This window comes from Mulberry dwarf phytoplasma (assembly GCF_056504655.1).
The window spans coordinates 272,138-298,758 of record NZ_CM151418.1; the positions used below are offsets into that span (position 1 = coordinate 272,138).

Consider the following 26,621-nt stretch of genomic DNA (forward strand, 5'->3'; position numbering starts at 1 on the left):
AAAAATATTTAAATAAATTAATTTAACAGTTTTGCAAGGTATTTTAAAGGCAAAAAATTTATTTATTAAATAAGTTTATTTAAGCATCTTTTTTATGTTATGTTATAGTTAATGGTAAATTAAATTTGTTATATAAAAAAATAGAAAGTAAAAGATTTATGGTATCTCGTTTATGCAAGACAGCAATATTATTGGATATATACGAAAAAATAAAAAACACATTCTAAGATTTAATTTAATTCATATTTGCTTTTGGTCGTGGGTATTAATGCATCTTTATGTTTTTGGGGTCTTTGAAAAAAAAGTAACTAATGATAATACAAGTGACAAAACAGATACTTTAGTTTTAGGAACTATTAATATTATGCCTCCTTTAGCTTTTGATGGTAAGGAAGGTGTTGGAGGTAGTTTAAAAACTGTAGATGGACAATATGTTAACGGTTCTGATGTTTTATTTTGTAAAGCTTTAGCAGGCAAACTAGGTTATAAATTAGATATTAAAGTTTATAGTAGTTTTACAGGAGTACTAAATGCTCTAACAAGTGGACAAGTAGATTTTATAATTGGTTCTATGAATAATACTCCTAGACGTAATGAAGTTGTTAAAGGAATTGATTATTTAAAAGCAACAGCAAGTATTTTAATTAAAAAGAATAAAAAAGAATTTTTTCAAAAATTTAAATTACCCAATCAAGAATTGATAACTTTAAAAAACAATAATGTTAAATTACAAGACAATGAAAAAATAAAATTAATGCTTATGGAAGGAGCTGTTTTTCATATACAAATAGAAAAAGACCATCTAATAAAACATAAAAATAATTTTAAATATGAAGGTACTGAAGCAGACCCTAAAGTACTAACTAATCCAGATTCTGCTGTTTGTGTTAATGCAGTTAAAGATGGCATAGTAGATGGTTTTATTACTGATACTCCAGTTGCTCAAGGTATTGCTAATAGTGATACAACAGGCGAACTTATCACTTTAGAATTTGTAGATAATGAATTTGCAGAACCTGCCTTTGAGCCTTTTGGTTTTTTCATTAGACAAGCACAACACAATCCTAAAGTATCAGAAGAAAAATTCCAACAAGCTGTTAAAGATGTTTATAAAAGTTTTGATCAGTCAGAACAAACAAAATATTATAATGAGAATTTTTTAAAACCAGCTACCCAAGATTATATACAAATAAAACAATCAAATAATTCTAATGGTGATAAAAAAACTGAAATTACTTTTTGGCAAAAAGTTTGGAAAACATTACCAACTTATAAAAAACCGTTTGTTTTTTCTTTTATGGTGGCTATTGATAGTGTTATTGTAGGATTTTTAATTACTTTGCTTTTTGTTAAAATTAAGATTTATGCAGAAAAACAAAATAAAAAAAATAATTCTTTATTAGCTTTTTATCTTTATAAAGGGCTATCTAAATTAATTGATGAGTTATTTATTTTTCTAAATGCTGTTCCTATTATGGTTCAAGCATTGTTATGTTGGAATTTATTATCCTTATTTGGTTATTTAAAAAATCCTCCTTATCCTTTTTTAGCTACTCCTTTTATTACTACTTTATTAGTTATTTCTCTAAATACTATTGCTAATTTTGCTAAGGTTATTCATGCATAATATTAAAATGTTGGATAAAGGACAAATTGAGGCTGCTTATTCATTAGGAATGAATCAAAAACAAGTCTTTAAATATATTTTATTTGAACAAGGATTACAAAGAACTAAACCTTTTATTTGGCAACAATTTATTCTAAATATTAAAGACACTGCATTATTTTCTGTTGTTGGATTTATGGGCTTTATTTGGCAAGCAGATAGAAATAAAGTATTTGATTATGATCAAATTACTCCTTATTTTATTGTAAGTATCATTTATTTATTTTTAGTAAGAATGACAAATTATTTAGATAAAAAAACTAAAAAGAAAATGATATAATAAGAAAAAAGCATTTTTTAACATTTTAATAAATATTTATTTTACTTCTTTTATAAATTAAAATCAAAAAACCACCAAACAACCAAACCACACAACCAACAAAACAATTAACTTTTACTATTAAAAGAAAGTATTTAAAAATAAGGAGATATTAAAATTGAGAATTATACCTTATGAACTTTATCCTTATGCCTCTGATCTTGCTTTATGTGCTTTAAGAAAAGAATTTGGTATGTATGATCATTGTTTAAATACTTGCAAAAATAATAAAGCTATGCAACCGTTTTTAGATATGAAAAGAAATTATTTTTATTTATCATTTGATTTATGGGTATTAGAGATGCAACAAAGAAAGCGTTATATTAATAGTTTTCATTTGTTTTATGCCAATAAACACAAATATTGCCTTATTAACACTGATTTTATCTTGATATTGGAGTGTTGTATTCAATGGGAAATAAAAGGATTTATGCCTTACAACACTTCTTTATCTTGGTTTTTGGTGGCATTAAAATGTTTAGAACAACAACAACAAGAAGCCAAATCCCAAACCAACCCCCACCCCAACTTTGTACCAACTCCATCCACTAATTATTATCTAGATTTTTGTATCTATCAAAAGTTATTATTGTGGTACAAACAAACCTTTATGCAAGCCAACGAAAAAGGGAACCTCAAACCTAAACAACTCAATATGGAAGAAGTAAAAAGCTATTTCCAAACACAATTAAAACGAATATAGACTTTCAAATAGCAACAATCCATTGATGGATTGTTTTTTTATTTTTAAGGTTTTTTATTTGTTTAAAGAAACGCAACGCAACAGTTAGACAACAACAAAACGAACAAAACGCTTTTAGTGGTTCTCAAAGTTTTATTTAAAAATATACCATCTCCTTTTTGATCTTTTTTTAATAACAAATTTTTCATCGATATCCCAAAACATTTACAAAAAAATATAATTTTGCACAAAATTTAACAAAAGTATTTTTTTACTTGCCAAATCCTAAAATGTTTGTTATAATATTATAGTAATTATGTTGTGCGTTTTTGAAGCGCAATTTCGACAGACCAAATTTGCCGGAATCCAATCTTAAAACCATCCAAACATTTGCCATTTATTTTAGCAATTATTTTGCCAAATTTCAATTATTTTTTTAATTTTGAAAAAAAAGCAACAAAACATTTGCTATTTGTTTTTTTATGTGATATAATAAAAAAGGTATTGCGATTTTATTTGCTTTGAAAACATTTTTTGAAAGCAAAAACAACAACTTTTAATTATTTTTTAATTATTTGTAACTTGCTAAATTGCATATTTTGATTATTTATTCTTAATTTATTTTTTCACAAATTTTTACCAAAACTACCTTAATCTTTGAAAACTGAAGATGATAATTAACGAATATTTTTAATTATTTTTTAACACCTTAAAATTGACACCAAAAAGCAATTTTTGATGCATCAATTTTGTAACATACGAAGAGTTTGATCCTGGCTCAGGATTAACGCTGGCGGCGTGCCTAATACATGCAAGTCGAACGGAAGTTTAAGCAATTAAACTTTAGTGGCGAACGGGTGAGTAACGCGTAAGCAATCTGCCCCTAAGACGAGGATAACAGTTGGAAACGACTGCTAAGACTGGATAGGAGACAAGAAGGCATCTTCTTGTTTTTAAAAGACCTAGCAATAGGTATGCTTAGGGAGGAGCTTGCGTCACATTAGTTAGTTGGTGGGGTAAAGGCCTACCAAGACTATGATGTGTAGCCGGGCTGAGAGGTTGAACGGCCACATTGGGACTGAGACACGGCCCAAACTCCTACGGGAGGCAGCAGTAGGGAATTTTCGGCAATGGAGGAAACTCTGACCGAGCAACGCCGCGTGAACGATGAAGTATTTCGGTACGTAAAGTTCTTTTATTAGGGAAGAATAAATGATGGAAAAATCATTCTGACGGTACCTAATGAATAAGCCCCGGCTAACTATGTGCCAGCAGCCGCGGTAATACATAGGGGGCAAGCGTTATCCGGAATTATTGGGCGTAAAGGGTGCGTAGGCGGTTAAATAAGTTTATGGTCTAAGTGCAATGCTCAACATTGTGATGCTATAAAAACTGTTTAGCTAGAGTAAGATAGAGGCAAGTGGAATTCCATGTGTAGTGGTAAAATGCGTAAATATATGGAGGAACACCAGTAGCGAAGGCGGCTTGCTGGGTCTTTACTGACGCTGAGGCACGAAAGCGTGGGGAGCAAACAGGATTAGATACCCTGGTAGTCCACGCCGTAAACGATGAGTACTAAACGTTGGGTAAAACCAGTGTTGAAGTTAACACATTAAGTACTCCGCCTGAGTAGTACGTACGCAAGTATGAAACTTAAAGGAATTGACGGGGCTCCGCACAAGCGGTGGATCATGTTGTTTAATTCGAAGGTACCCGAAAAACCTCACCAGGTCTTGACATGCTTCTGCAAAGCTGTAGAAACACAGTGGAGGTTATCAGTTGCACAGGTGGTGCATGGTTGTCGTCAGCTCGTGTCGTGAGATGTTGGGTTAAGTCCCGCAACGAGCGCAACCCTTATTGTTAGTTACCAGCACGTAATGGTGGGGACTTTAGCAAGACTGCCAGTGATAAATTGGAGGAAGGTGGGGACGACGTCAAATCATCATGCCCCTTATGACCTGGGCTACAAACGTGATACAATGGCTGTTACAAAGGGTAGCTGAAGCGCAAGTTTTTGGCGAATCTCAAAAAAACAGTCTCAGTTCGGATTGAAGTCTGCAACTCGACTTCATGAAGTTGGAATCGCTAGTAATCGCGAATCAGCATGTCGCGGTGAATACGTTCTCGGGGTTTGTACACACCGCCCGTCAAACCACGAAAGTTGGCAATACCCAAAGCCGGTGGCCTAACTTCGCAAGAAGAGGGAACCGTCTAAGGTAGGGTCGATGATTGGGGTTAAGTCGTAACAAGGTATCCCTACCGGAAGGTGGGGATGGATCACCTCCTTTCTAAGGAAACAATTATCATCTTCAGTTTTGAGAGACTTAAGAAAGTTTTTCATTGTAACTTGCTTGCAAATTGTATTTGCAACATTTTAATCTTTTTAAGATTAAGGGCCTATAGCTCAGTTGGTTAGAGCACACGCCTGATAAGCGTGAGGTCGGTGGTTCAAGTCCATTTAGGCCCACCATAACCACAAATAGGCAAAATCTTAAAAAAGCTCTTTGAAAAGTAGATAAACGAAGGTTAAAAAATCAAAGGAACTAAGGGCGCACAGTGGATGCCTTGGCACTAAGAGCCGATGAAGGACGCAATTAACGGCGAAACGCCACGGGAAGCTGTAAATAAGTGAAGATCCGTGGGTCTCCGAATGGGAAAACCCATTACATTGAAGATGTAATATTCTTCTAATACGATTTATCTTGTTAGAAGAAAGGAAACGCGGCGAACTGAAATATCTAAGTAACCGCAGGAAAAGAAAGTAATAACGATTCTGGTAGTAGTGACGAGCGAACCCGGAACAGCCTGATACCATTTCTAGTTACAAAATTTTAACGAAGTAGAAGCTTTTGGAAAGAAGCACCAAAGAAGGTGACAGTCCCGTAAACGTAAGTTAAAATCTAGGGTATCAATAAGTACGGCGAGACACGAGAAATCTTGTCGGAAGATGGGAGGACCATCTCCTAAGGCTAAATATTTCTTAGTGACCGATAGTGAACTAGTACCGTGAGGGAAAGGTGAAAAGAACCCCGAAAGGGGAGTGAAATAGATCCTGAAACTGTGTGCCTACAATTAGTCAAAGCACGTTAATGTGTGATGGCTTGCCTTTTGCAGAATGAACCGGCGAGTTATGATATGGAGCAAGGTTAAGTTTTAAGGAACGGAGCCGTAGCGAAAGCGAGTCTTAATAGGGCGTTTAGTTGCATGTCATAGACCCGAAACTGAAGTGAGCTAGCCATGAGCAGGTTGAAGTTTAGGTAAAACTAAATGGAGGACCGAACCAGGACACGTTGAAAAGTGTTTGGATGACTTGTGGCTAGGGGTGAAATTCCAATCGAACTCAGAGATAGCTGGTTCTCCCCGAAATAGCTTTAGGGCTAGCGTTGATTTAGTAATTTGGTGAAGGTAGAGCACTGAATGAGTAAGGGCTCCACCTCGGGGTACCGAACTCAATCAAACTCCGAATGTTACCAATTAAAATCAGCAGTCAGACTGTGGGTGATAAGGTCCATGGTCAAAAGGGAAAGAGCCCAGACCGTCAGCTAAGGTCCCAAAATTGATGTTAAGTGGCAAAGGAAGTGAAGACGTTTAAACAACTAGGAGGTTGGCTTAGAAGCAGCCATCCTTTAAAGAGTGCGTAATAGCTCACTAGTCGAATGACTCTGCGCCGAAAATGTACCGGGGCTAAAACATCATACCGAAGCTACGGATTCAAATAACTAAGAAGTTATTTGAATGGTAGGGGAAGCGTTCTGACATCAGTGAAGCCATAGCGGAAGCAGTGGTGGAGAGGTCAGAAGTGAGAATGCCGGTGTAAGTAACGAAAAGATAGGTGAGAATCCTATCCGTCAAAAACCCAAGGTTTCCAGGGCCAGGTTCGTCCTCCCTGGGTTAGTCGGGTCCTAAGGTGAGGGAGAAATCCGTAATCGATGGCAAGCAGGCTGAGATTCCTGCACTAGTTAATCAACTGACGGAGGGACAAAGCAGGCTAAACACGCCCCTTATTGGATTGGGGTATAAAAACTAAGTCTGAGAAAACAGGCAAATCCGTTTTCTCATTTAAAGACAAGGTTTGAAAGTAAAGTGATTGATGTCATACTTTCAAGAAAAGCTTCTAGGGCTAATTGATTAACTACCCGTACCGCAAACCGACACAGGTGGGTAGGTAGAGTATACTAAGACGCGCGAGCAAACTCTTGTTAAGGAACTCGGCAAAATTACTCCGTAACTTAGGGATAAGGAGAGCTTTTATTAAAACTAAAAGCCGCAGAGAATAGGCCCAAGCGACTGTTTATCAAAAACATAGGTCTCTGCTAAACCGCAAGGTGATGTATAGGGGCTGATGCCTGCCCGGTGCTGGAAGATTAAAAGGAGATGTCAGGCAACGAAGCATTGAATTGAAGTCCCAGTAAACGGCGGCCGTAACTATAACGGTCCTAAGGTAGCGAAATTCCTTGTCGGGTAAGTTCCGACCCGCACGAAAGGCATAACGATTTGGGCGCTGTCTCAACAAGAGCCTCGGTGAAATCAAATTACCGGTGAAAATGCCGGTTACCCGCGACAGGACGAAAAGACCCCATGGAGCTTTACTGCAACTTAATATTGAAATTGGAAATAAGATGTACAGGATAGGTGGGAAACTGTGAGAGAAAAACGCTAGTTTTTCTGGAGTTATCCTTGGGATACCACCCTTGTTATTTTTAGTTTCTAACCTGCACATGTGTAATGTGAGGGACAGTGTTTGGTGGGCAGTTTGACTGGGGCGGTCGCCTCCTAAAGAGTAACGGAGGCGTTCGAAGGTTCCCTCAAAATGGTTGGAAATCATTTGTAGAGCATAAAGGCACAAGGGAGCTTGACTGCAAGACTTACAAGTCGAGCAGGGACGAAAGTCGGACTTAGTGATCTTACGGTACCGAATGGAAGGGCCGTGACTCAACGGATAAAAGCTACCCTGGGGATAACAGGCTTATCGCTTCCAAGCGTTCACAGCGACGAAGCGGTTTGGCACCTCGATGTCGGCTCATCGCATCCTGGAGCTGGAGAAGGTTCCAAGGGTTGGGCTGTTCGCCCATTAAAGCGGAACGCGAGCTGGGTTCAGAACGTCGTGAGACAGTTCGGTCTCTATCCGTCGTGGGCGTTGGAAATTTGAAAGGAACTGTCCCTAGTATGAGAAGACCGGGATGGATATACCGCTGGTGTTTCAGTTGGTTCGCCAGAGCCACAGCTGAGTAGCTATGTATAGAAGGGATAAACACTGAAAGCATCTAAGTGTGAAGCCTCCCTTAAGATGAGATTTCCCTATGAGGTCCCTGAAAGACTATCAGGTTGATAGGCTAGAGGTGTAAGAAGAGTGATCTTTTCAGCTGACTAGTACTAATAGACCCATTGACTTTGATTTTTTAAATACCAACGTTTATCTAGTTTTGAAAGATCCTTGGTGCATAAAACTAAGGGGCAACACCTGTTCCCCTCCCGAACACAGCAGTTAAGTCCTTAGTACTGACAATAGTTCTTTATTGAGCGAAGATAGGGAGTGCCAAGGTTTGCTTTATAAAAAAGAATAAAAAAGAGGATTAGCTCAGTTGGGAGAGCGTCTGCCTTACAAGCAGAATGTCGGGGGTTCAAGTCCCTCATCCTCTACCAAACAATTACTATCTTTTTTATTCTTTTTTTATAGAAAAACAATAATTTTATTGCCAAAATAGCTCAATAGGTAGAGCAACTGATTTGTAATCAGTAGGTTACGGGTTCGATTCCTGTTTTTGGCACCACTTTATTGTCCCGTTAGCTCAGCTGGTAGAGCACTTGACTTTTAATCAAGGTGTCGAAGGTTCGACTCCTTCACGGGATACCACTTTTTATTAATCTTTCTTTTTCTTTTTTTATTTTTATATAAAATACAAAAAATGTTTATATGTTTGCCTGGATGGTGGAATCGGTAGACACGTGGGACTTAAAATCCCATGGTTTATAGCCGTGTCGGTTCAAGTCCGACTCCAGGTACCATTTTGGGGCTTTAGCTCAGCTGGAAGAGCATCTGTCTTGCACACAGAAGGTCAGCGGTTCGATCCCGCTAAGCTCCACCATAAAAACATTAACATTAATATATTAATCTTAAAATGATGGCGGTGTAGCTCAGCTGGCGAGAGTGTACGGTTCATACCCGTGAGGTCGAGGGTTCGAATCCCTCTGCCGCTACCATGGACCTGTAGCTCAGCTGGTCAGAGCTACCGGCTCATAACCGGTTGGTCGTAGGTTCGAATCCTACCGGGTCCACCATTTTTTTGGAGGAATACCCAAGTCCGGTTGAAGGGGTCAGTCTTGAAAACTGAGAGGTCCGAAAGGACGCGGGGGTTCGAATCCCTCTTCCTCCGCCATCAATTAAATATTATACCGCGGGGTAGAGCAGTTTGGTAGCTCGTCGGGCTCATAATCCGAAGGTCATAGGTTCGAATCCTATCCCCGCAACCAAAATTGGTCCGGTGGTGTAGTGGTTAACATGCTTGCCTGTCACGCAGGAGATCGCGGGTTCAAGTCCCGTCCGGACCGCCATAGGCTCTGTAGCTCAGTCGGTAGAGCAGTGGCCTGAAGAGCCTCGTGTCGACAGTTCGATTCTGTCCGGAGCCACCATATTATTTTCTGATTTTATTTTTTTAACTATATCTTTCTTAAGCCAAATAAACAAATGAGTATCCCCAAAAAGGCTACTTTTATCTTTTTATATTGTCTTTTATTAAATATTATAACTATTTTAAAATTATTTCCATATGAGACTACAGAATATAAAATTAAAACCACCTTTTGGGGTGGTTTTTTTATTAATATAAATTATAAATACAACTTAAAATTAACATTCGTCTACATTTTTGATTTGTTCCAAACGTCCTAAAAGTTCATTTTTTTATTTTATCTATTTGTTTGATTGTTTTTTCTATTATTTCTTTAGTCTTAGGTTCTTTGGTTTGTTTTTCTAAATTTTCCAAATATGAAGGAAAATCTTGTAGATAAAAAAGCAGATCATTTTTACTTCCCATATAATATGGATTTGCATTCAGGACACAACTAAAATTATTAATTTCTTCTTGCTTTTGTATTAGAAAGTTATATAAATGTTTACATATAGTTTCGGTTTTACACATCATTACAAAACAATTATTAGTGGCAAAAATAGGTTCATTGTGATAACAAATATTTTTTTGTTTTCCTCCTCTTGTAATTATTACGCTATAAAAGACTGTATTATATTTATTACAATATTCCTTTTTTTGTCCTTTTCCTCCATGGGTTCCATAAGTATTTGCCAGATGGTTCATGTTTTTGATGTTCTCCGTGAATATTTTTAATTGTAAAATATTTTTGCAAAGAAATATTACTTAAAAAACATTTAATATATTGTTCAAAAAAAATTCTAAATCTTTGGTTTTAATATTTTTACCTTTTTTATTTAAGTTTTTTAAATTTTTAATGCCTTTTTGATTTTTTTGTAATAATTTATATAAAGTTTGATATTCTAAATCTTTTATATTTTTTCTATTTATAATAAAACAATTACTCAATGCCCAAAAAGGTTTTTCGTGATAATGAACATATCCGCTATCTCTTCCTATGGTTATGGTTCCTGCGTTTTGATTTGCTCTTTCACTTTTACCTTTTGAATATGTTTTTTTATTTCCTCCCATTATTGGGTATTTACCATTTGGACTTTTAGGAGGTTTTTTCTCTCCAGAATCAATTTTTATGAATTTATTTTTTTTATATTTGTTTTATTAGAAGACATTTTTTACCTCTCTTTTATGATTGAACTTTTTATAAATATATCTACATTATTAAATATTTTATCTTTTTTTATCTTTGTTGTATTAAAGCAAAATATTTAATAATATTTATATACTTTTTTAAATTACACTTTCACTATTAATATTATATAAACAAATGGAAAAATAAAATTATGTACAAAAACATAATTTTATTTTCTATCACTTATTTTTTCTATTTTTTTCAATAACAAAGAAACTAATAACACCAAAACTAAATAAACAAAGACAGGCACTATTAAAGCCAATATTTTTGCATTTGCACTTGCAACAGATGCGTTTACTGTGCTTCCTGCATTATAAAGTTCATTTATGCCAATAACTCCAAAAACACTACTATCTTTGATATTAACAATAAATTCATTAGAAATTCTTAATAAAGATTTACGGACAACTTGGGGACACACAACCTTTTTAAAGGTTTGTGTTTGTGTCATCCCCAAAGATAATGATGCTTCAATTTGTCCAGAGTCAAAAAATTCCATATTTTTAATCATAACTTCAGCAAGATAAGCAGCTGAGTTAAAAATAATTACAAATAAACCAGATTGCAATGGAGTTAACCATTTAAAATAACCAGTTCCTTTGAGTCCGAAATGAAAAAACATTGCTTGCAACATCATAGGAATACTTTTAATAATAAAAATATAAACATTAATGCTTTTATCAAGTATTTTAAAGAAATATTGTTTTTTTAAACTCATTTTTGTATGTTTATTAAGAGTTATGATTCCTTTAATATAAAGCACACATAAAGATACTATAAAAGCTCCTATGGTACCAAAGAAAGCAATTTTAAATGTGGTTTCAAAGCCTTCTTTATATAATGGATAATATATTTTTAATAATTTTTTTAATAAATTAAACCAATTAAAAATATTTGACATTATTATAAATTAGCATTTTCATCTTTTGCATATTGAACAACTTTTAATTTTAATGCTTGAGTTGTTTGGTTATCTTGTGTAAAATGTAGTTCTTCTAATGCTTTATTGACCTCTTTTGTTAATTTTTCATTTTCTTTTTTGATTGCTATATGTGATTGTTTGGTGTTTTGGAAAGTTTGGCATTCTTCTTTTGTAAGTTGAGGGTTTGAGTCATAATATTCTTTGATTTTTTCCATTAATTGGTTATCGATGTTTGGAATTGATTTTGCTAATGTTGGATTTTTTGATATAAATAATTCTGCAACATCAGATTCTAAAATATAACCATCAATTGTTTTTGCTAGTAATCCTAAATTAAAAGCATTTAAATCTTGTAATTCTTGAGGATGATCGCTTATCATTTTTGCTTTTTTTTCGTGTGCAGAATCTTTTTGGTAAGCTATTTTTTTTTCTTTTAAATCTGCAAGTTTTTCTACTTCTAAATCTTTGTGTAAGATAACTTTAACTGATCCAAAATGATAAGGGTCTGAAAAAGCAACTGTTTCTTCTCTTTCAGGGGTTTTGGTATGTCCTGCAATAACTAAATCTACTTCATTGCTTGTTAAAGCATTAAATAATCCATCAAAATCTATTTTTTTAATAATTAATTTTTTACTTAACTTTTTAGCTAATTTTTTAGCAATTGCTACATTATAACCACAAGCAAATCCATTTTTTTTTCCTTGAATAGGATGTATTTGGTCTTTGTATTGTTCGTTGTTTCCCATAGTAAACCATTCTAAAGGAGCGTATTTAAGTTCCATTCCTACTACTAAATCGCCATTTAATGCAATTTCTTCGGTTGGGGTGGTTTGAGTAGTTGTTTTATCTTTTGTTAGTTGCCACCATACAATTCCTCCTATTATGTATAAAATTACAAAATCACCAACAACTAAACTAATAATTAAATTTTTATTCTGTTTCATTTTATTACCTCTTTTGGGATTATGTTTTTTATTAATAAAAGTTTTTGTAATTAAAAAAATTATACTTATAATATTTATTTAGTCAATTATAAAATTATCACTTTTGTTATTTACTCGTTTTTATTAAAACACCTTATTTAATATTTTTTTTGATTATAGTTTTTCTTTTTGGCTTGCCTATTTTAAATTTATTATTTTTGAATCATTTGTATTTATTAAAAGAAGCATCTTTGAGAAAAGTTTTTAATTTATCACTTTGAGGGTTGTTAAGGATTTGTTGTGGAGTTCCTTCTTCTAAAATTATGCCATCTGCCATAAAAACAATTCTATCAGAAATTTTTTGAGCAAATGCAATTTCATGAGTTACTAAAATAATAGTTATTTTTTCATGAGTTAAATTAGTCATAATATCAAGAACTTCTTTAGTTAATTGTGGATCCAAAGAAGCGGTAGGTTCATCAAATAAAATTATTTCTGGATTCATACATAAGGCTCTTGCAATTGCAACCCGTTGTTTTTGTCCTCCTGAAAGTGTTTGAATGCTTTGAGATGCTACATCTAAGAGTCCTACTTTTTGTAATTTTTCGCGTGCTATTTTTTGTGCTTCTTCTTTGCTTTTTTTAAATACTTCTGTGAGTGCCAAAGTGCAATTATTCAAGACATTTTTGTGGGCAAATAAATTGAAATGTTGAAAAACCATGCCAATTTTTTTTCTTAAATTATACACATTATATTTTGGATTTAAGATATTTGTGCCTTCAAATAAAATAGTGCCAAAATCAGGTTCTTCCAATAAATTAAGACATCTTAAAAGAGAAGATTTACCAGCTCCTGAAGGCCCTATTAAAGTAATAATTTCGTTTTGTTTGATTTTTAAATTAATGTCTTTTAAAACAACTTTAGTGCCATATTTTTTTTGGAGATTTGTAATTTCGATGATATTATGCATTTTTATTACCTAATTTGGTTTCTAATTTTTTTAAAAGATAAGAAGAGATGAAAATTAAAATTATATATATTAAAGATGCGTTGATTAAAAAACCAAAATTATTTGATGTTCTATAATTGTTTTTGCTAAAAGTAAAAATATCTACAACTGTAATTACATAAAAAACACAAATATCTTTGATATTTAGAATAAATTCATTGATAATTCGCAGTAAAGATTGATGGATTACTTGAGGACATATAACACGTTTAAAAGCTTGCTTGCGAGTCATTCCTAAAGCTAGGGATGCCTCAATTTGACCAGGGTCAAAAAAGGACATATTTTTAATCATAAATTCTGCTAACATAGCGCAAGAATTAAAAATAAGGATAAATAGTGCGGCTTGAAAAGGTTCTAACCATTCAAAATAACCAGTTCTTCTAAGTCCATAAAAAACAAGCATTGCTTGTAACATCATAGGGACACTTTTAACAAAAAAGATATAAAAATATAAGACAATATCTATTGTTTTGTAAAAATATCTCTCATAAAATCTTATCCGTTTCTTTTTTCTGATTCCTTTGATATAAAGGAGCCATAAAGATAACAAAAAAGCCCCTAATGTTCCTAAAAAAGCAAGGGTTATAGTAGTACAAATTACATTCCAATATGAGGGTAGATTATTTATAAATAAATTATAGCAGTTTTTCATAGGATCGTTCCACAGTTTCTTCCTTTTTTGTATATTTAATTGTATTTTTTGATATAATTTTATACAATTTTACTTAAATTATTTGTTATTTTCTTTGGTTTTGATGTAAGATAATAAATTTCATAATATTTTTTAAAATTCACTTTGTGAATTAGTTAATTTAATAGTTATTGAATTTATTAATTTTTTTCAAAAGAAAAAATATTTCATTTAAGTTTTAATGTCTTTATTATAACACATTATTTGTTTGGTGATGGTGTTTTTTTACATAATTATTGTTTTTTGATATTTTTGTTAAATGAAATTGATAAAATAAAAACCATTTACGGGAATGCCGTAAATGGTTGTTTTCAATAATTTAATTTATAATTTTAATATTTTTTTATTAAGCTTTAGTTGGCCAAAGATTCTTTATTGTATCTTGTATCCAACTTGCAAAAAGTTTATCACTTAATTGTTCTACTAAAGGAAGACAAGATTCATCTACATTGGCTAAAAGTGTTTTAGCTTCTTTAAAAACAGTTGTTAATATGCTTATTAAACTTGCTTTTGTATTATCATCATCATATGTGCATTTATCAAAACTTTCTACTTCTACATCTTCCCAATAATCAACTCCTAGAACGCTAGAATATAGAAACTCTACAAGTGTTCCAACTTCAGATTGAGATTTAGGATTTTTGACTTTTAAATATAATTTTGTTTTGTAAGCCACGTAAGAACATGATAATGATGTTTTTGTATTTAAAGAATCTTGAACGCTTTGAACTAAATTATAATTTGCTACCTCTAATTTTGGTCCTTGTGATTGTGGTGATTCAGATACAGGAGTTGTTTTTTCTTTTGGATCTTTTTTGTCATCTGCAAAAGCACTTGGAATAAATGCTGATAAGAAACATGAAATAAACACAAATGTAATTACTATCAAGAAAATTAAATAATTGTTTTTAACTGATTTTTTTAACAATTATAAAACCTCCTAATTAAAATATACAAACTTAAAGTAACTATCATCCTGTAGGTTTATTATATCATACTTTAAATGTTTTGTATCTAAAAAACCGTTTTAAAATGACCTGAATTAATTATTCTTTTAATATTTAATTAATTTTTAATCGAGATTTAGTTTGTTAAAATTGAATAAAATGCAGTGATTTTATTATAATATTACATTTTTAACTTTAATTTGTGTTATAATTAGCATGAGAATAAATACATTTTTTGATGATTCTACAAAGATGATTTTTAAAATTTATTTATTTTCTATTTTTGTATTTGCCTTTTTAATTTTTTAAATTTTATTTCAATGTTAAGTTGGAAATAAAATCATATAAAGAAAGCAGGTGATATATAAATTATGGTAAAACTCAAAAAAAATAAAGCAAAACTGTTAATATTTGCTGGCTTTTGGGCTATTTTGCTATTTTTAAATCACAATTATTTAATTTTTGCTGACCAAGATGATGATATTGAAAACGTGATAACTCTAATTGAAACTAAAGAGAATCAAACAGAACAAATAAAAATACAATGTCAAGATTTATTGCAAAAGGGCGAGAAAGATGCCTAATTTCTTAGTAAATTAACCACTTACAACTGCAATTAGTAATGCAGTACAACATATTTTTGGTCTATTTTGTGAAAGCAAGATAGATTATAGCAGAAAATAAAAGCAAAAAAACGAGAAACTGTTTATCGTTTGGATTTGCGAGTTGAAAATAGTCATGGAAAAGCTTTGCAATAAGCCTAAGAGAAAAAAACGGGCAGTAGCTATAAGGAAAAACAGTTGATACCTTATATTTTAGGGCAGTTTATATATTTTTTGCGTATATAAAATTTACTAACACTTATTAATTTAAGCGGCAAGCAAAATTGCTAAACCTAAAACCACCACAACCACATAATTTTTTTATTTTTGTATATTAATTGTGGTTATCTCTCCTAAAACTATTAAGGTAAGAAATTAGAGTAACTTCTATCTTCCTAAAAGTTATTTGCTAAAAGTATAAAAGCATCTAAAATAAACTTAAGTGTTTAGTCTCAAGGAAAAAGCAGAATCGTAGTAGTCGTAAGAAATTCAAAGCTTAGCTGGAATGCATAAGTGGACTGACTTACCAAGGAATTTGGGAAAACCAAATACAAGGCGAAAGAAGAAATATATTTTATATAAACGCTGTATGCTTGGAAACTTGCTTGTACGGTGTTGTGCGAGGCTCAAAAAAACCTAATTATTAGCTAATAATTAAGGCGTTTTGTTTCTATCGCGATAATTACTCAAATCAAAACTGAAATTAATCAATTAGCAGTTAATAATCAAACAGAAATTCAAAAATATTTAAATGATCCCATTTTTATAAATATCCTAGGTTTAATTAAAAAAAAAGAAGTAGGAGCCCAACAACAAGTAATTGATTATTTGGAACAAATATATATTTGGGTACAAAAATTAAATACAGATGTTAATAGTATTTTAACATCATTTGAAATATTGACAGCAAAAACATTAAAATTTAGAGAAGTTTCTAAAGAGTACGATAATGTTTTAGACAAAATTACAAATATTTTTTCATATATGAAATCAATATCCACATTAAATGATGCAATATATGAACAAGATTCAAAAAGCAGTGTTTCTGATGAATCATCTAATTTAGATGCAAAAGTACAAGAAGCTTTAGACCAATTGGGTGGAATTAACAAATTAAAAGATCAAAAAGTTCATGTAGATCAATTAAATACTCAATTTAATATTTTAAAAGATCAAAATCCTTTAACTCCTTCAGGTGGTTCCGGTTCTTCTGATGCTTCTGGTGGTGATTCTGATACTTCTCAAAATAATAATTCTAATGTAACCAATAGTTTTTTATTTTTTTTCTTTGTAATATTTATTTTATTATTTGTTGTTTTGATATTGTATTTTATTTTTCAAAATTTTGCAAACACAAAATAACAATTAGTTTTTTAAAATTATAAATATTATTTTTACTAAAATCAAGACTAAATTTCCCAAAACTAAATATTTATGATAATATAAAGACCAACTTTGAAGTTGGTCTTTATTTATTTTGGGGCTTTTTCAAGGAACAAAACTAGTTTAGTATTTTGTAACAATATAATGGATTGTTTCTGAAATTTCTTCTTTTTCGTTGTATTTATCTATGTAATCAATATCAATGCCGTTTTTAAGATAGTAAGTATGAGAAATCTTTTTTCCAGTTTGAAGGCTATATTTAGCTTCATTGTCTATTTTGTTATTGTCTTGGTAATAAATTATTTTTGTTATTTTTTGAGTATTTTGATCAAGATATATGACACAAAATAAAGTTCCTTGTTGTGTAAAGTGTTTTATTTGGAGGCATTTTTTAGTTTGGGGGTTGTATTTTTCAATGAAATTAATAGTTTTTTGATTGGGGTAAAAAGTAGTTTTTTTGATTAAATTGTTTGTTATTGAATCGTATATATTTATCATTTGGGTATTTTCGTTTGAGTTTGTAACAATTAAATTATTTTCGTTTGAAATTAATTTATTTTGGTTAACTATTTCATTATTATTTTCTTTATTTGGTTTATTTTCTTGGATAATCGGATTTGGTAGTTTTGTTGATTCTTTTTTTTGAGTAAATATTTTGTCTTTGTGTTCTTTGTTATATAAAATAAAACAACTTAAAAACATTATAATAACCATTAAAATAAGGCACAATATGTGAATTAATGGCCATTTATGCTACAACTTATTTATAAAATTATAAATTATAAAATTGCTAAATTGCCAAATTATCATTGCTAAATCTTTAAATCTTAAAACCAAAAGCACAAATCATAGATTACAAATAAGTACTCTTATTATACAACATATATTGTTATTTGCATCAATATTTTTAAAATTACTCAATATTTTAATATTTTAGCAGTTTTTATTTGTAAATTGATGGAAAAATACAAATATTTAAAATAAATAAGCATATTTGTTGTTTTTTTTTTTTTTTGATGTTAAAATATAGCTAATTAACAATTTGTTTTTTCCTTATTTGTTATTTGTTAAAAATTAGATTAAAAATATTATTTGTAATTGTATATTTATAAATTAATAGATATAAGTATATTTATAAGTAATTTTATAATTATAATTAATATTTGCAAATTGTTAATTTATCAATACTTAATATACAACAAAAATAAAAGAAAGGTTTTTTTATGTAAAAGTAATAATTTTACTATATTAATTTACAAACTGGCTTGCATAATATCTAAGTTTTTCCAAATGCTGCAAAAATAGCTAAATTGAGCTTTATAAGTTTTTAAACATTTTAAATTGTTTATCTTTTGGAAACTGATCATCATATTAAAAATTTATTATTTTTACATTTTTACAATAAAAAACAATTTCTTATTTAGGATAAGAAGAAAGGCAGTTGTTTTAAAAGTGACACAACAAAAACAAAAACAATTATCATGTCTAGTTGTAATTATATCTGGATTTTTATTAGTATTATTAGTTATTCTTATTATTGATCCTTTTGGATGGTTTAAAAAAACAAAAACACTACCTACATATAATCCCCCATATACTTTTTTTGCACCAGAAACATTTAGTCTGGATTGTGATAAATTAAATGTAGAACAAACTATTAATAAAGTCAATGATATTTTAGAAGAAAATAATATAGGAATAAGTAAATCAGATAATGAAATAATTCAAAATAACTTTAATGAAATTCCTAAAAATAAATTAGAAACTGATTATTTGGAAAGAAAAAGAAAAGATTATATTGAAGATAAAAAAGCTCAAAATGAAAAAAACTTAACAAATTTAAAAATAGAAAATTATCAAAAAATTCAAAAATTATTCGAATTAGATAATCAAAAAAACCCTTTGGAAAATCAAGAATTAGAAGCAAAAAGCCAAAAAACACAATTAGAAAATGAATTAGAAACTTTAAAAAATAAAAATACTTCTTTGCAAGGAGAAATTACAAATTGTATAAATCAAATCAAAAACGAACCAAGTTCTACATCACAAAATTACTCAGAAAGCAATTTAGAAGAAATAAGAAGGAATAATAGTAATATTCAAGAACAAATTAGAAATAAACAAAGCGACGTTCAATATAATCAAACTCAAATCAATAATATTACAAATAACGAACTTCCCCCAATTCAAACTAAAATTAAAAATCTTCAAGAAAGCTTAAGTCCTTTAGTGAAAGAATACAAACATTTAATAGAAGAAAAAACAGAATTAGAATCACAAATAAAATGTTTAAATGAATTTAATGAAAAACTTAAATCTTTTGATATATACCAACATAGCGAAAAACCCCAAAACCATTTTAAAAAATGTCAAACTTGTCAACAATGGAAAAATTGTATAGACAGCGAATTTGAAACAACTTTTTATCCTATGGTTAAAAAAGAAAGAGATGCTTTATTATTTCAAGTAACCCTTATTAAAACTAAATATCTTTTATTAGCTATTAAAAAAATAAGTAAATATTACTTTGAATTAAAATATTTATTAGACTATAAAAAAGAAGAAATAAAAAATAATTATTTTGCAGACCAAAATTCTATTCTATATTTAGAAACTACTTTTTATCAAACTCAATATCATCTTATTTCTTTAATGTCAATGTTAAAAGGAATTGAAAAAGCAAATAAAGGAAAAAAACCTTCTTTTGAATATGATGATTTATTTTCTAAAACAGTTAGATTTTTAAATATAATTGATTCTCTTTCAAAAGATGATTCACTTAAACATCAATTTGAAAAAGAAGAACCAAACATACAAATTAAAGAATTGCAAAAAGATAAACTCGATAATTTGTTGAAAGACAGAGCAAATTACTGTTATTTACCACTATTTAGAAATCCACAAGAACAAAATGAATTTATAAATAAATTCAAACAAATCTTTATGGATGAAGAATTTCAAGAAGACGAATCTAAACCCGAACCTGCATTTATACAAACTTTTAAAAAAAATCAATTTTTTAATAAAAATAAATCTGAATCTGAATTAAATAATTGGGATACTATAAAAAAATTCAATCCTAATTGTCAATATCTTAATTTAGATCAATATTGTTTAGAACCTAACACACCCCAAGAAAAAGACAAAAAACCCTATGAAAAATTTATAGAGCTTTTAAGAACTATTTCTTCACAAGGACAATATTACATTTGAAATACAAATATAAAGATATAAAAGATATAAAATAAATAGAAAAGGAAAAAACCATGTTAACACAAAATAATCAAGTAAATTTGTCTAAAGAACGTTGGCAAAAAGTAGCAGTTGTTGCTTTGGTATTAATAACTGTTGTTTTAGTATTTGCATGTTATCAATTTAATAATAAAATTAATAAATTAGAAAATGATTTAGCTAAATTACAAAAAGCAGAACCAAACCAAACTCCACTTCCAAATCCCAATCCTTTAGAGGAAGTTCAAGGTGAAGTACCTATATTTTGTAAGGAATTGGAAAAACAATTAGAACAAGTTAAAAAGACTACTGATTGGAAATTTGATAACAACGATTGCTTAAGAGGATTAGAAAATAATCTTGAAGGGCTTCAAGAAGTTAATTTACAAAATCATCTAGACCAAGTTACAACTCATATTTTTGAAAGTGCTAGAAAACAATTTGAAAAAGAATACAAAAATATCCCAAATCTTAGTACTTCTTCTGCAAATTCAGCACAAACCACACTTAAAGGTATTATTGGATTAGTAGAAAAATTTCAAAAATGTTGTAAATTCAGAGACAACGTTAAAAAGGATTTGGAAGACAAAGCAGCAGTAGATGGCACGACAGGAAAATATGTATTAACAGGACAACCTGAATATGGCTATAAAGAATTACAAAAAGGAAGAGAGTATCTAAGAGCTTTTGCAAATATTTTAGATCTATATCTTAATACTAAAACCAAAATCAAGCAACTAACTCTTTCCTCTAAAGTTTCTGAATTAGAAAAAAAACATTTGCGAAATTTAAACATAAACATTGATACAACAGTTAAATCTCTTTTTACATACGCAAACAACATAAGAGCAAATACACTTCCTGCAATATTTCAAAATAAAATTCATTAGAAATCCTAAATTAAGAAAGGTATAAATAAATGCAACTAAAAAACAAATCTCTTACTTTAACTTTAATTATTCTAACTTTAGTAACCTTTTTTTCTTTAGTGCTTGCTTTGGTTTTAAATTATACTAAAAATGATCATGAAAATCAATTTGTAAACGGACCTTTTCCAGATTCTAATTTTCCAGGAAAACCCAATGAAGACGGCGACCAATCCCAAAATAATTCATCCAATGTTTCTGCTATGAACTCCGATTTTTTATCTGGTTTATTAGATGTGCTTACTCCTCCAGAATTTAATTTTGAAAATTTTAAACCTTATAGTTTTATTTTCGGATTAGAAGAACCCATTCAAAAATTAAAAGAAATAGGGGACCGTTTTGACCTAAGAACTAAACATAAATATAATTTAGGAAAAGAAGGAAAGCCTACCAAACTTCCTAGAGGAGTTATTTTTTATGGACCTCCAGGAACTGGTAAAACTCTTTTAGCTGAATGTTTTGCTAAAGAATCTCAGCTAAATTTCTATATTATTACTCCCGCTCACACTTTGGAAGAAATAGAAAATATCTTTGCCAAAGCAAGAAAAAATAGTCCTTCAATTGTCTTTGCAGATGAAGCCGAAGAAACTATTAAAGCCAGAGATTCTAAAGACTTTTTAGAACCAGGTGATGCTAAAAAAACCGCTTTAATCTTAGCTGAATTAGATGGTGTAAAAACAGATCCTGACAAACCAATTTGTTTTGTGGCTGCAACTAATCACTTAGGAAAAATAGATTCTGCCATCGTTTCTCGTCTAGAACCTGTATACATCGGGAACATCGAACCTAATGAAAGAATTAAATTCTTACGTCTTATGGCAAAACTTTACAAAATTAATCAAAAAACTTATGATTATCTAAGAGTTATTGCTGATAATTTCAACTATTGCCTAGACCATCCAGAAATGTTTGCAGAAGCCATAGAACATGGTTATGTTATTCCTTCCGTTGCTAAAAAAAGTGTTAGAGGTAGAACAAAAATTGGAGACAAAGAATATTTGTATGGCAACTTAGACCCTGTTAATAATGTAGTTGATAGAAATGAAAGACTTGAAAAAATGAAAAAAGCAGGCACCCAATATAATCCTCCAACTGACCAAAATGGCAAACCTAAATATGATATAGAAGTTTTAGAAGGTATTAAAAAACATTTCTTTGACCTTTTATCAGGAAGAAAATTAGAAAACTTAATTACTAATGCTGCTAATAAAGCAGGTTTCTATGGACATTCAGAAATTTTAATTTCTGATTTAGAAGAAGCTTTTGGTGAATATTTTGGTCATAGACAAGATTATTTAAACAATAATAATTTAAGCCAAGAAGCTAAAGAGGCATTGGAAAAAATAAATAATTATTTATATAACGAAACAAGAAATAATCATTTAGGAACACGAGGACCACTTATTGACGAAGACGTACAAAAAAAACAATAATTTATTAAAAAAATATTGCTTTTAAAATCAATTATTATGGTATAATATTTATAATTTATACTCTAACATAACTTGAAGAAAATATTTTAAAAGGAGGTTAATTTGATATGGATAATTACCTTATTGCCAAAAAAACTATTACTAAAAATACTAATTATATTATCTTTTATAAGTATTGGCTTTTTCCTTTCCTTTTTTCATTAATCTTTTTAAAAATAAGTATTAGTTGTTATGTCTTTTCTGATGAAGTTCCAAATCCAAACGAACAACAAGAATTACCATATAAACCAGAACCAGCCCAAGAAAATGAAGTTTTTAAAAGACATAAACAAACCAAAAAACAACAAGACAAACAAAGAGAAACTTGTGAAAAAGAAACTAGACAACAATACGAAAAATTATATGATTATTTTTATGATAAAGATACTTTTACCAAATATTGGAATCAAAGACAAACTAAACCAAATCCTATTTTTGAAAAAATTTTATCCTTGAGTAAAGCTAATCAAGTATCTGATTTAGAAAGTGCCTTAGACCGATATTTTAATTATCTTATTGCAGTTCTAACAACTAAATATGTTTTGGAAGAATACAATATCCAAAAAAACTCCAATTCCCAAGAGCTAACTTCCCAAACAGAAGAACTTTCTTTAAGAGATGAAGATAATCTAAAACGAACCCAACTTTCAAGTTTTCAAACTGATTATTCTAATTTGCAATTTAGAATTGAGTTTTTGAATCTCTTTTTTAAAACTTTGTTAGAATTAAAGGAAAAACAAAAACAAGATATCGATTCTATTGTAGAAAAGTTTTATACTGAAATAAGCAATCACAATAATTTATTGCAAAAAACTTCTTCTCTACTTCATTTGCAAGAACAACCACATGATTATCTTACTTCGGTTAATCACAAAACACTATCAAATGAAATAACTAAAAATAATTTTGAAGTTCATGAGATAGACCCAGAAATTGATCGTTTTTTGGCTCATGGAGATGATACTTTAATAGATGATTTTTATGGACGCAACAAAAATAATTTCATTGATTATTTTCAAAAAATAATACAACCTGCTACTCAAGAAGTTGTTTTGCAAAACGATACTCAAATAAATACTAATTTACCTCAATTAAAAGATGTTTATGCTAAATTTATTCTAAACAAACGTTGTACTATTGAAGACCAAGATACTCTTTTAAAAACAATAACTTCTAATGATTCCAATAATCCTAATCAAAATGGTATGAAAGAAAAATTACTCAAAGATTTAGAAAAACTTCATACTAATTATGAAAAAATATACCAAGAACAAAAAGAAACTATTCAAAAATATCAAACTTTTTTATTACAAGAATTAAAAACCCAAAAAAAAGATATTACTAATCGTTTTAAAGATAGAAAACCTTATGAAATTTATTTACAACAAGAAAATCTCTTACAAGAACAATTACAACGAGGAATTGATGAATTAATCGATACTTATGTTAATAAACCATTAAAACTTTTAGAAACGTCCAAAAATGAGGTTCAAACAGAAATTACCAATATTAAAAAATTTATCCAAGAAACTACAATTAATAATCTTAATACAACTTCTTTAAAAAAAGATTTTGATACTTTTAATAATAATTATTGTACCAAAAGAGAAGAATTCACCCAACAACAAGCCAAAACTAAACAAGAAGTAGATCAAAGTTTAGCTGAATTAAAAGCTAAAATAGAAGACTTAATTGTTAAATATCAAGCTCTTTTGGAAGAATCAGAAGAGATGAAAACCAAATTTAATAACTTAGAACCACATAATGAATTAAATGGGTTTTTTGCAACTCCTTTAACAAAAAATAATTTTTTAAGTTTCTTAAAAAAATTACAAGATGAAGAAGTAGATAAAGAATCACACTACGATCAATTAATTAACAACTCAAAAACTAATTTTAAACAAAGCAGTAATGCTTATTTTTATATTCAAACTATATTACTTTTATTAAAAGCACATAACACAAATATAAATAATTTTATTCAAAAATTACAACAAGAAAAAATATCTAATCTACCCATTTTTGATGCAACAAACAAAAAAAATGAAACAATAATTGAAAATGAATATCAAAGTTATAAAAAAGATATTAATACTTTTTTTCAAAAAATCCAAACTCCAGAACAAATTATCAAAGAAGATGACAAAAATCTTTTTAAAGACCAAAACACTTGGCTTGATAATGTTATGCAAAACCTACACACTAACTTATCTGAAAAAACCGACAAAAGTAAAAAAGACCAAAATCAATTAAAAGATGACTTAGAAAAACATTATACTAATTTTAAAAGTAAACATGATGAAATTATGAATTTTTTGAAAGATTTATTTCCTAATGTGGAAAAACAAACTCAAACAGGAAAAGATATTTTACAATTAAATAATAAAAATATAGAATTAATAAAATCAAATCAAAGAGAACAAAAAAAGAAGAAAAAGGAAATTTCAGAAGAGGAAGAAAAAGTTCAACAAAAAAAACAAAACAAACAACAAGAACAAGAAAACATAAAAAGTACAATAAATAAAATAAAAGAAACATGTCCAGAACCCCAAGGACAAGAAATTCCTCCAGTTATCAATTACCCTAAATTAGAACTTAATCTAGAACAAATTTTAGCATCTTATGAAAGTCATTTAAACGAACTAAACAATCAACTAAAAAATCTAAAACAAGGTTTAAAAGACATAATTCAAACATATGCAACTGAATTATCAGATTTATTAAAAACACTTTCTTCTGAATCACTTCAATCACATAATAAAACTTTTAATTGGTTTAATAATTCTTTTCAAAATTTTAAAACCCCAGAACAAGCCATAACACAAATAAATGATTGGCTAAATCAGAGTGGAGTTTATCATTATGAAGAAAAACAATGATTATCAAAAATTAGATAATAAGTTGTCAAATCAATTAATCCATATTTGGCTTTGGGGTTTAATTGGAATTAATGTTTTATTTATAACTGTTATTTATCTTGGTAATCACACTAAAATTAAAAACTTTTTGAAATATGATCTATGGAGTTATTTTTTAAAAGAAAAACAATTAGAAGAAGAAGAAATAACAAGTTATCATGAAGCAGGACATACTCTTATAGCTCTTTTATATCCTGAAAATTTTCAAGTTCCTTACGTTACAATTAAACGTACTCAAAGAACCTTGGGACATACTTCTTGCAAAGTTTTAAAATCTGATCCCAAAACAGAAACACTCGTTAATTTTGGAGGAACTGCTGCTGAAAATATTTTATCCAAAAACCATCAAATGAAACGTTTACAAGTAGGAAAAGGCTCTGGTTTTGACCATAATAGTGCTAAACATAACTTAAATAAATTCTCTCCTTATCCTCAAAAAGATTTTAATGCCTTTTTACAAAAAACAGAACATTTATTACAAAATAATAAAGATGCTTTAGATGAAATAGCCCGTAAATTATTAATTAAAAAAACTTTATCTCAAAAAGATTTAGATGAAATTACTAAAAAATATCCTTTAAAAAAAAGTTACAATAAATAAGATTTATAATTTTCTAATAATAAAATGTTTGAAATAAAAAAGCCCTTTTGTTGAAGGGCTTCCTTTTTGAGTTATTATAATATTTTTGCACTTTTTACAACTAATATAAAAGTCAATATTTTTGAATAATCAAGTATTTTTAGTAGCTCAAATTAACAAATTACTAAAAATTGCCTTTTTCAAATTACAAAACAACAAAAAAATAAAAAAAAGTTAGCAAAAAATAACATAATATTAAAAAAAATGCTAAAATAAAATAGTAAGTATAATTTTTTTTAGTTTTGTCATCTTTTATTTTGGTTGTTAAAGCCCTATTTCACTAAGTTTTTAATTTTAAAAGTTTACTTTCATTTGTAAAGTTTGCTTTAAAAAATAAAAAAATTAAAGCCATAAATTTTGCCATCCAACAAATACAGAAATAAAATTTATCCAAAAAAATATTGGGAGGAAAAATATTAGCAAAATTTTAGCCATCAATTAAACAACTATTTATAATAAATCAAATAATAATTTGAAATATTTTTACAAA

At 29.3% G+C, this 26,621-nt stretch carries 18 protein-coding genes, 12 tRNA genes and 3 rRNA genes; 25 read left to right on the plus strand and 8 right to left on the minus strand.

Annotation, left to right across the window (positions count from 1 at the left end):
* Positions 1-172 precede the first annotated feature (172 nt).
* The 18 genes from JAHGCCOI_RS01325 (at position 173) to JAHGCCOI_RS01410 (ending at position 9,297) form a co-directional block, all read left to right on the plus strand.
* On the plus strand, positions 173-1,627 hold the full coding sequence (locus JAHGCCOI_RS01325) for a substrate-binding periplasmic protein (RefSeq protein WP_479492198.1): 1,455 nt from the start codon (positions 173-175) through the stop codon (positions 1,625-1,627).
* Positions 1,620-1,946 carry an ABC transporter permease subunit gene (locus JAHGCCOI_RS01330; protein ID WP_479492199.1) on the plus strand — a complete coding sequence of 109 codons (327 nt, stop codon included), beginning with the start codon at positions 1,620-1,622 and terminating at the stop codon, positions 1,944-1,946. The genes JAHGCCOI_RS01325 and JAHGCCOI_RS01330 overlap by 8 nt, the downstream gene beginning before the upstream one ends.
* 157 nt (positions 1,947-2,103) lie before the next feature.
* Positions 2,104-2,688 (plus strand): class I SAM-dependent DNA methyltransferase, encoded by a 585-nt coding sequence (locus tag JAHGCCOI_RS01335; RefSeq protein ID WP_212509196.1) that lies wholly within the window; start codon positions 2,104-2,106, stop codon positions 2,686-2,688.
* A 734-nt stretch (positions 2,689-3,422) separates the two neighbouring features.
* Positions 3,423-4,955, plus strand: a 16S ribosomal RNA gene (locus tag JAHGCCOI_RS01340).
* 105 nt (positions 4,956-5,060) lie between these two features.
* Positions 5,061-5,137 (plus strand) — tRNA-Ile (locus JAHGCCOI_RS01345).
* Between the two features lie 63 nt (positions 5,138-5,200).
* Positions 5,201-8,065: ribosomal RNA gene (locus JAHGCCOI_RS01350) — 23S ribosomal RNA — on the plus strand.
* Positions 8,066-8,100: 35 nt separating this feature from the next.
* Positions 8,101-8,209: ribosomal RNA gene (rrf, locus tag JAHGCCOI_RS01355) — 5S ribosomal RNA — on the plus strand.
* The 16S, 23S and 5S rRNA genes sit together here with 12 tRNA genes alongside, the layout of an rRNA operon.
* Before the next feature lie 25 nt (positions 8,210-8,234).
* A tRNA-Val gene (locus JAHGCCOI_RS01360) sits at positions 8,235-8,310 on the plus strand.
* Positions 8,311-8,362: 52 nt separating this feature from the next.
* Positions 8,363-8,438: transfer RNA gene (locus JAHGCCOI_RS01365), tRNA-Thr, on the plus strand.
* Between the two features lie 7 nt (positions 8,439-8,445).
* Positions 8,446-8,521, plus strand: a tRNA-Lys gene (locus tag JAHGCCOI_RS01370).
* Between the two features lie 66 nt (positions 8,522-8,587).
* Positions 8,588-8,673, plus strand: a tRNA-Leu gene (locus tag JAHGCCOI_RS01375).
* A gap of 4 nt (positions 8,674-8,677) precedes the next feature.
* A tRNA-Ala gene (locus tag JAHGCCOI_RS01380) sits at positions 8,678-8,753 on the plus strand.
* A gap of 38 nt (positions 8,754-8,791) precedes the next feature.
* A tRNA-Met gene (locus JAHGCCOI_RS01385) sits at positions 8,792-8,868 on the plus strand.
* 1 nt (position 8,869) lies between these two features.
* Positions 8,870-8,946 (plus strand) — tRNA-Ile (locus tag JAHGCCOI_RS01390).
* A 7-nt stretch (positions 8,947-8,953) separates the two neighbouring features.
* Positions 8,954-9,044, plus strand: a tRNA-Ser gene (locus tag JAHGCCOI_RS01395).
* A 17-nt stretch (positions 9,045-9,061) separates the two neighbouring features.
* Positions 9,062-9,138: transfer RNA gene (locus JAHGCCOI_RS01400), tRNA-Met, on the plus strand.
* Positions 9,139-9,143: 5 nt separating this feature from the next.
* Positions 9,144-9,219 (plus strand) — tRNA-Asp (locus tag JAHGCCOI_RS01405).
* Between the two features lie 2 nt (positions 9,220-9,221).
* A tRNA-Phe gene (locus JAHGCCOI_RS01410) sits at positions 9,222-9,297 on the plus strand.
* Positions 9,298-9,560: 263 nt separating this feature from the next.
* Here the strand turns inward: JAHGCCOI_RS01410 and JAHGCCOI_RS01415 are convergent.
* From JAHGCCOI_RS01415 to JAHGCCOI_RS01445, 7 genes are all read right to left on the minus strand, one after another.
* On the minus strand, positions 9,561-9,980 hold the full coding sequence (locus JAHGCCOI_RS01415; protein ID WP_227807027.1) for a restriction endonuclease subunit S domain-containing protein: 420 nt from the start codon (positions 9,978-9,980) through the stop codon (positions 9,561-9,563).
* Positions 9,981-10,040: 60 nt separating this feature from the next.
* Positions 10,041-10,406 carry a restriction endonuclease subunit S gene (locus JAHGCCOI_RS01420; protein WP_479492252.1) on the minus strand — a complete coding sequence of 122 codons (366 nt, stop codon included), beginning with the start codon at positions 10,404-10,406 and terminating at the stop codon, positions 10,041-10,043.
* A 227-nt stretch (positions 10,407-10,633) separates the two neighbouring features.
* A complete protein-coding gene (locus JAHGCCOI_RS01425) occupies positions 10,634-11,185 on the minus strand; it encodes an ABC transporter permease subunit (RefSeq protein WP_479492200.1) in 552 nt (183 codons plus the stop codon).
* 185 nt (positions 11,186-11,370) lie between these two features.
* A complete protein-coding gene (locus JAHGCCOI_RS01430; RefSeq protein WP_227807025.1) occupies positions 11,371-12,333 on the minus strand; it encodes a transporter substrate-binding domain-containing protein in 963 nt (320 codons plus the stop codon).
* Positions 12,334-12,535: 202 nt separating this feature from the next.
* Complete coding sequence (locus JAHGCCOI_RS01435; protein WP_479492201.1) at positions 12,536-13,282, minus strand: amino acid ABC transporter ATP-binding protein; 747 nt, start codon at positions 13,280-13,282, stop codon at positions 12,536-12,538.
* A complete protein-coding gene (locus tag JAHGCCOI_RS01440) occupies positions 13,275-13,973 on the minus strand; it encodes an ABC transporter permease subunit (protein ID WP_479492202.1) in 699 nt (232 codons plus the stop codon). The genes JAHGCCOI_RS01435 and JAHGCCOI_RS01440 overlap by 8 nt, the downstream gene beginning before the upstream one ends.
* 385 nt (positions 13,974-14,358) lie before the next feature.
* Positions 14,359-14,940 (minus strand): hypothetical protein, encoded by a 582-nt coding sequence (locus JAHGCCOI_RS01445; protein ID WP_479492203.1) that lies wholly within the window; start codon positions 14,938-14,940, stop codon positions 14,359-14,361.
* Between the two features lie 390 nt (positions 14,941-15,330).
* On the opposite strand from JAHGCCOI_RS01445, the gene JAHGCCOI_RS01450 reads away from it, so the two are divergent.
* A complete protein-coding gene (locus JAHGCCOI_RS01450; protein ID WP_212775600.1) occupies positions 15,331-15,543 on the plus strand; it encodes a tengu-su inducer in 213 nt (70 codons plus the stop codon).
* An 846-nt stretch (positions 15,544-16,389) separates the two neighbouring features.
* The gene (locus JAHGCCOI_RS01455; RefSeq protein WP_479492204.1) at positions 16,390-16,923 is read left to right on the plus strand and encodes a hypothetical protein; all 534 of its coding nucleotides are present in this window, start codon (positions 16,390-16,392) and stop codon (positions 16,921-16,923) included.
* Between the two features lie 144 nt (positions 16,924-17,067).
* On the opposite strand, the gene JAHGCCOI_RS01460 is transcribed toward JAHGCCOI_RS01455, so the two are convergent.
* On the minus strand, positions 17,068-17,658 hold the full coding sequence (locus JAHGCCOI_RS01460) for a DUF2963 domain-containing protein (RefSeq protein WP_479492205.1): 591 nt from the start codon (positions 17,656-17,658) through the stop codon (positions 17,068-17,070).
* A 738-nt stretch (positions 17,659-18,396) separates the two neighbouring features.
* On the opposite strand from JAHGCCOI_RS01460, the gene JAHGCCOI_RS01465 reads away from it, so the two are divergent.
* The 5 genes from JAHGCCOI_RS01465 (at position 18,397) to JAHGCCOI_RS01485 (ending at position 26,092) form a co-directional block, all read left to right on the plus strand.
* Positions 18,397-20,157, plus strand: coding sequence for a hypothetical protein (locus tag JAHGCCOI_RS01465; RefSeq protein WP_479492206.1), 1,761 nt, complete (start codon positions 18,397-18,399; stop codon positions 20,155-20,157).
* Positions 20,158-20,210: 53 nt separating this feature from the next.
* A complete protein-coding gene (locus tag JAHGCCOI_RS01470) occupies positions 20,211-21,065 on the plus strand; it encodes a hypothetical protein (RefSeq protein ID WP_479492207.1) in 855 nt (284 codons plus the stop codon).
* A gap of 29 nt (positions 21,066-21,094) precedes the next feature.
* A complete protein-coding gene (locus tag JAHGCCOI_RS01475) occupies positions 21,095-22,534 on the plus strand; it encodes an ATP-binding protein (protein WP_479492208.1) in 1,440 nt (479 codons plus the stop codon).
* Between the two features lie 107 nt (positions 22,535-22,641).
* Positions 22,642-25,452, plus strand: a complete 2,811-nt coding sequence (locus JAHGCCOI_RS01480; protein ID WP_479492209.1) for a hypothetical protein — start codon at positions 22,642-22,644, stop codon at positions 25,450-25,452.
* The gene (locus JAHGCCOI_RS01485; protein WP_479492210.1) at positions 25,436-26,092 is read left to right on the plus strand and encodes a M41 family metallopeptidase; all 657 of its coding nucleotides are present in this window, start codon (positions 25,436-25,438) and stop codon (positions 26,090-26,092) included. The genes JAHGCCOI_RS01480 and JAHGCCOI_RS01485 overlap by 17 nt, the downstream gene beginning before the upstream one ends.
* Positions 26,093-26,621 lie beyond the last annotated feature (529 nt).

What these genes read in the sequence shown, in the direction of transcription:
- JAHGCCOI_RS01325 (WP_479492198.1), top strand. Translation starts at nt 173, where the DNA reads ATGCAAGACAGCAATATTATTGGATATATACGAAAAAATAAAAAACAC.
- JAHGCCOI_RS01470 (WP_479492207.1), top strand. Translation starts at nt 20,211, where the DNA reads ATGTTAACACAAAATAATCAAGTAAATTTGTCTAAAGAACGTTGGCAA.
- JAHGCCOI_RS01430 (WP_227807025.1), bottom strand. Translation starts at nt 12,333, where the DNA reads ATGAAACAGAATAAAAATTTAATTATTAGTTTAGTTGTTGGTGATTTT.
- JAHGCCOI_RS01460 (WP_479492205.1), bottom strand. Translation starts at nt 17,658, where the DNA reads ATGGTTATTATAATGTTTTTAAGTTGTTTTATTTTATATAACAAAGAA.
- JAHGCCOI_RS01480 (WP_479492209.1), top strand. Translation starts at nt 22,642, where the DNA reads ATGGATAATTACCTTATTGCCAAAAAAACTATTACTAAAAATACTAAT.
- JAHGCCOI_RS01450 (WP_212775600.1), top strand. Translation starts at nt 15,331, where the DNA reads ATGGTAAAACTCAAAAAAAATAAAGCAAAACTGTTAATATTTGCTGGC.
- JAHGCCOI_RS01485 (WP_479492210.1), top strand. Translation starts at nt 25,436, where the DNA reads ATGAAGAAAAACAATGATTATCAAAAATTAGATAATAAGTTGTCAAAT.
- JAHGCCOI_RS01415 (WP_227807027.1), bottom strand. Translation starts at nt 9,980, where the DNA reads ATGAACCATCTGGCAAATACTTATGGAACCCATGGAGGAAAAGGACAA.
- JAHGCCOI_RS01330 (WP_479492199.1), top strand. Translation starts at nt 1,620, where the DNA reads ATGCATAATATTAAAATGTTGGATAAAGGACAAATTGAGGCTGCTTAT.
- JAHGCCOI_RS01440 (WP_479492202.1), bottom strand. Translation starts at nt 13,973, where the DNA reads ATGAAAAACTGCTATAATTTATTTATAAATAATCTACCCTCATATTGG.
- JAHGCCOI_RS01435 (WP_479492201.1), bottom strand. Translation starts at nt 13,282, where the DNA reads ATGCATAATATCATCGAAATTACAAATCTCCAAAAAAAATATGGCACT.
- JAHGCCOI_RS01475 (WP_479492208.1), top strand. Translation starts at nt 21,095, where the DNA reads ATGCAACTAAAAAACAAATCTCTTACTTTAACTTTAATTATTCTAACT.
- JAHGCCOI_RS01425 (WP_479492200.1), bottom strand. Translation starts at nt 11,185, where the DNA reads ATGAGTTTAAAAAAACAATATTTCTTTAAAATACTTGATAAAAGCATT.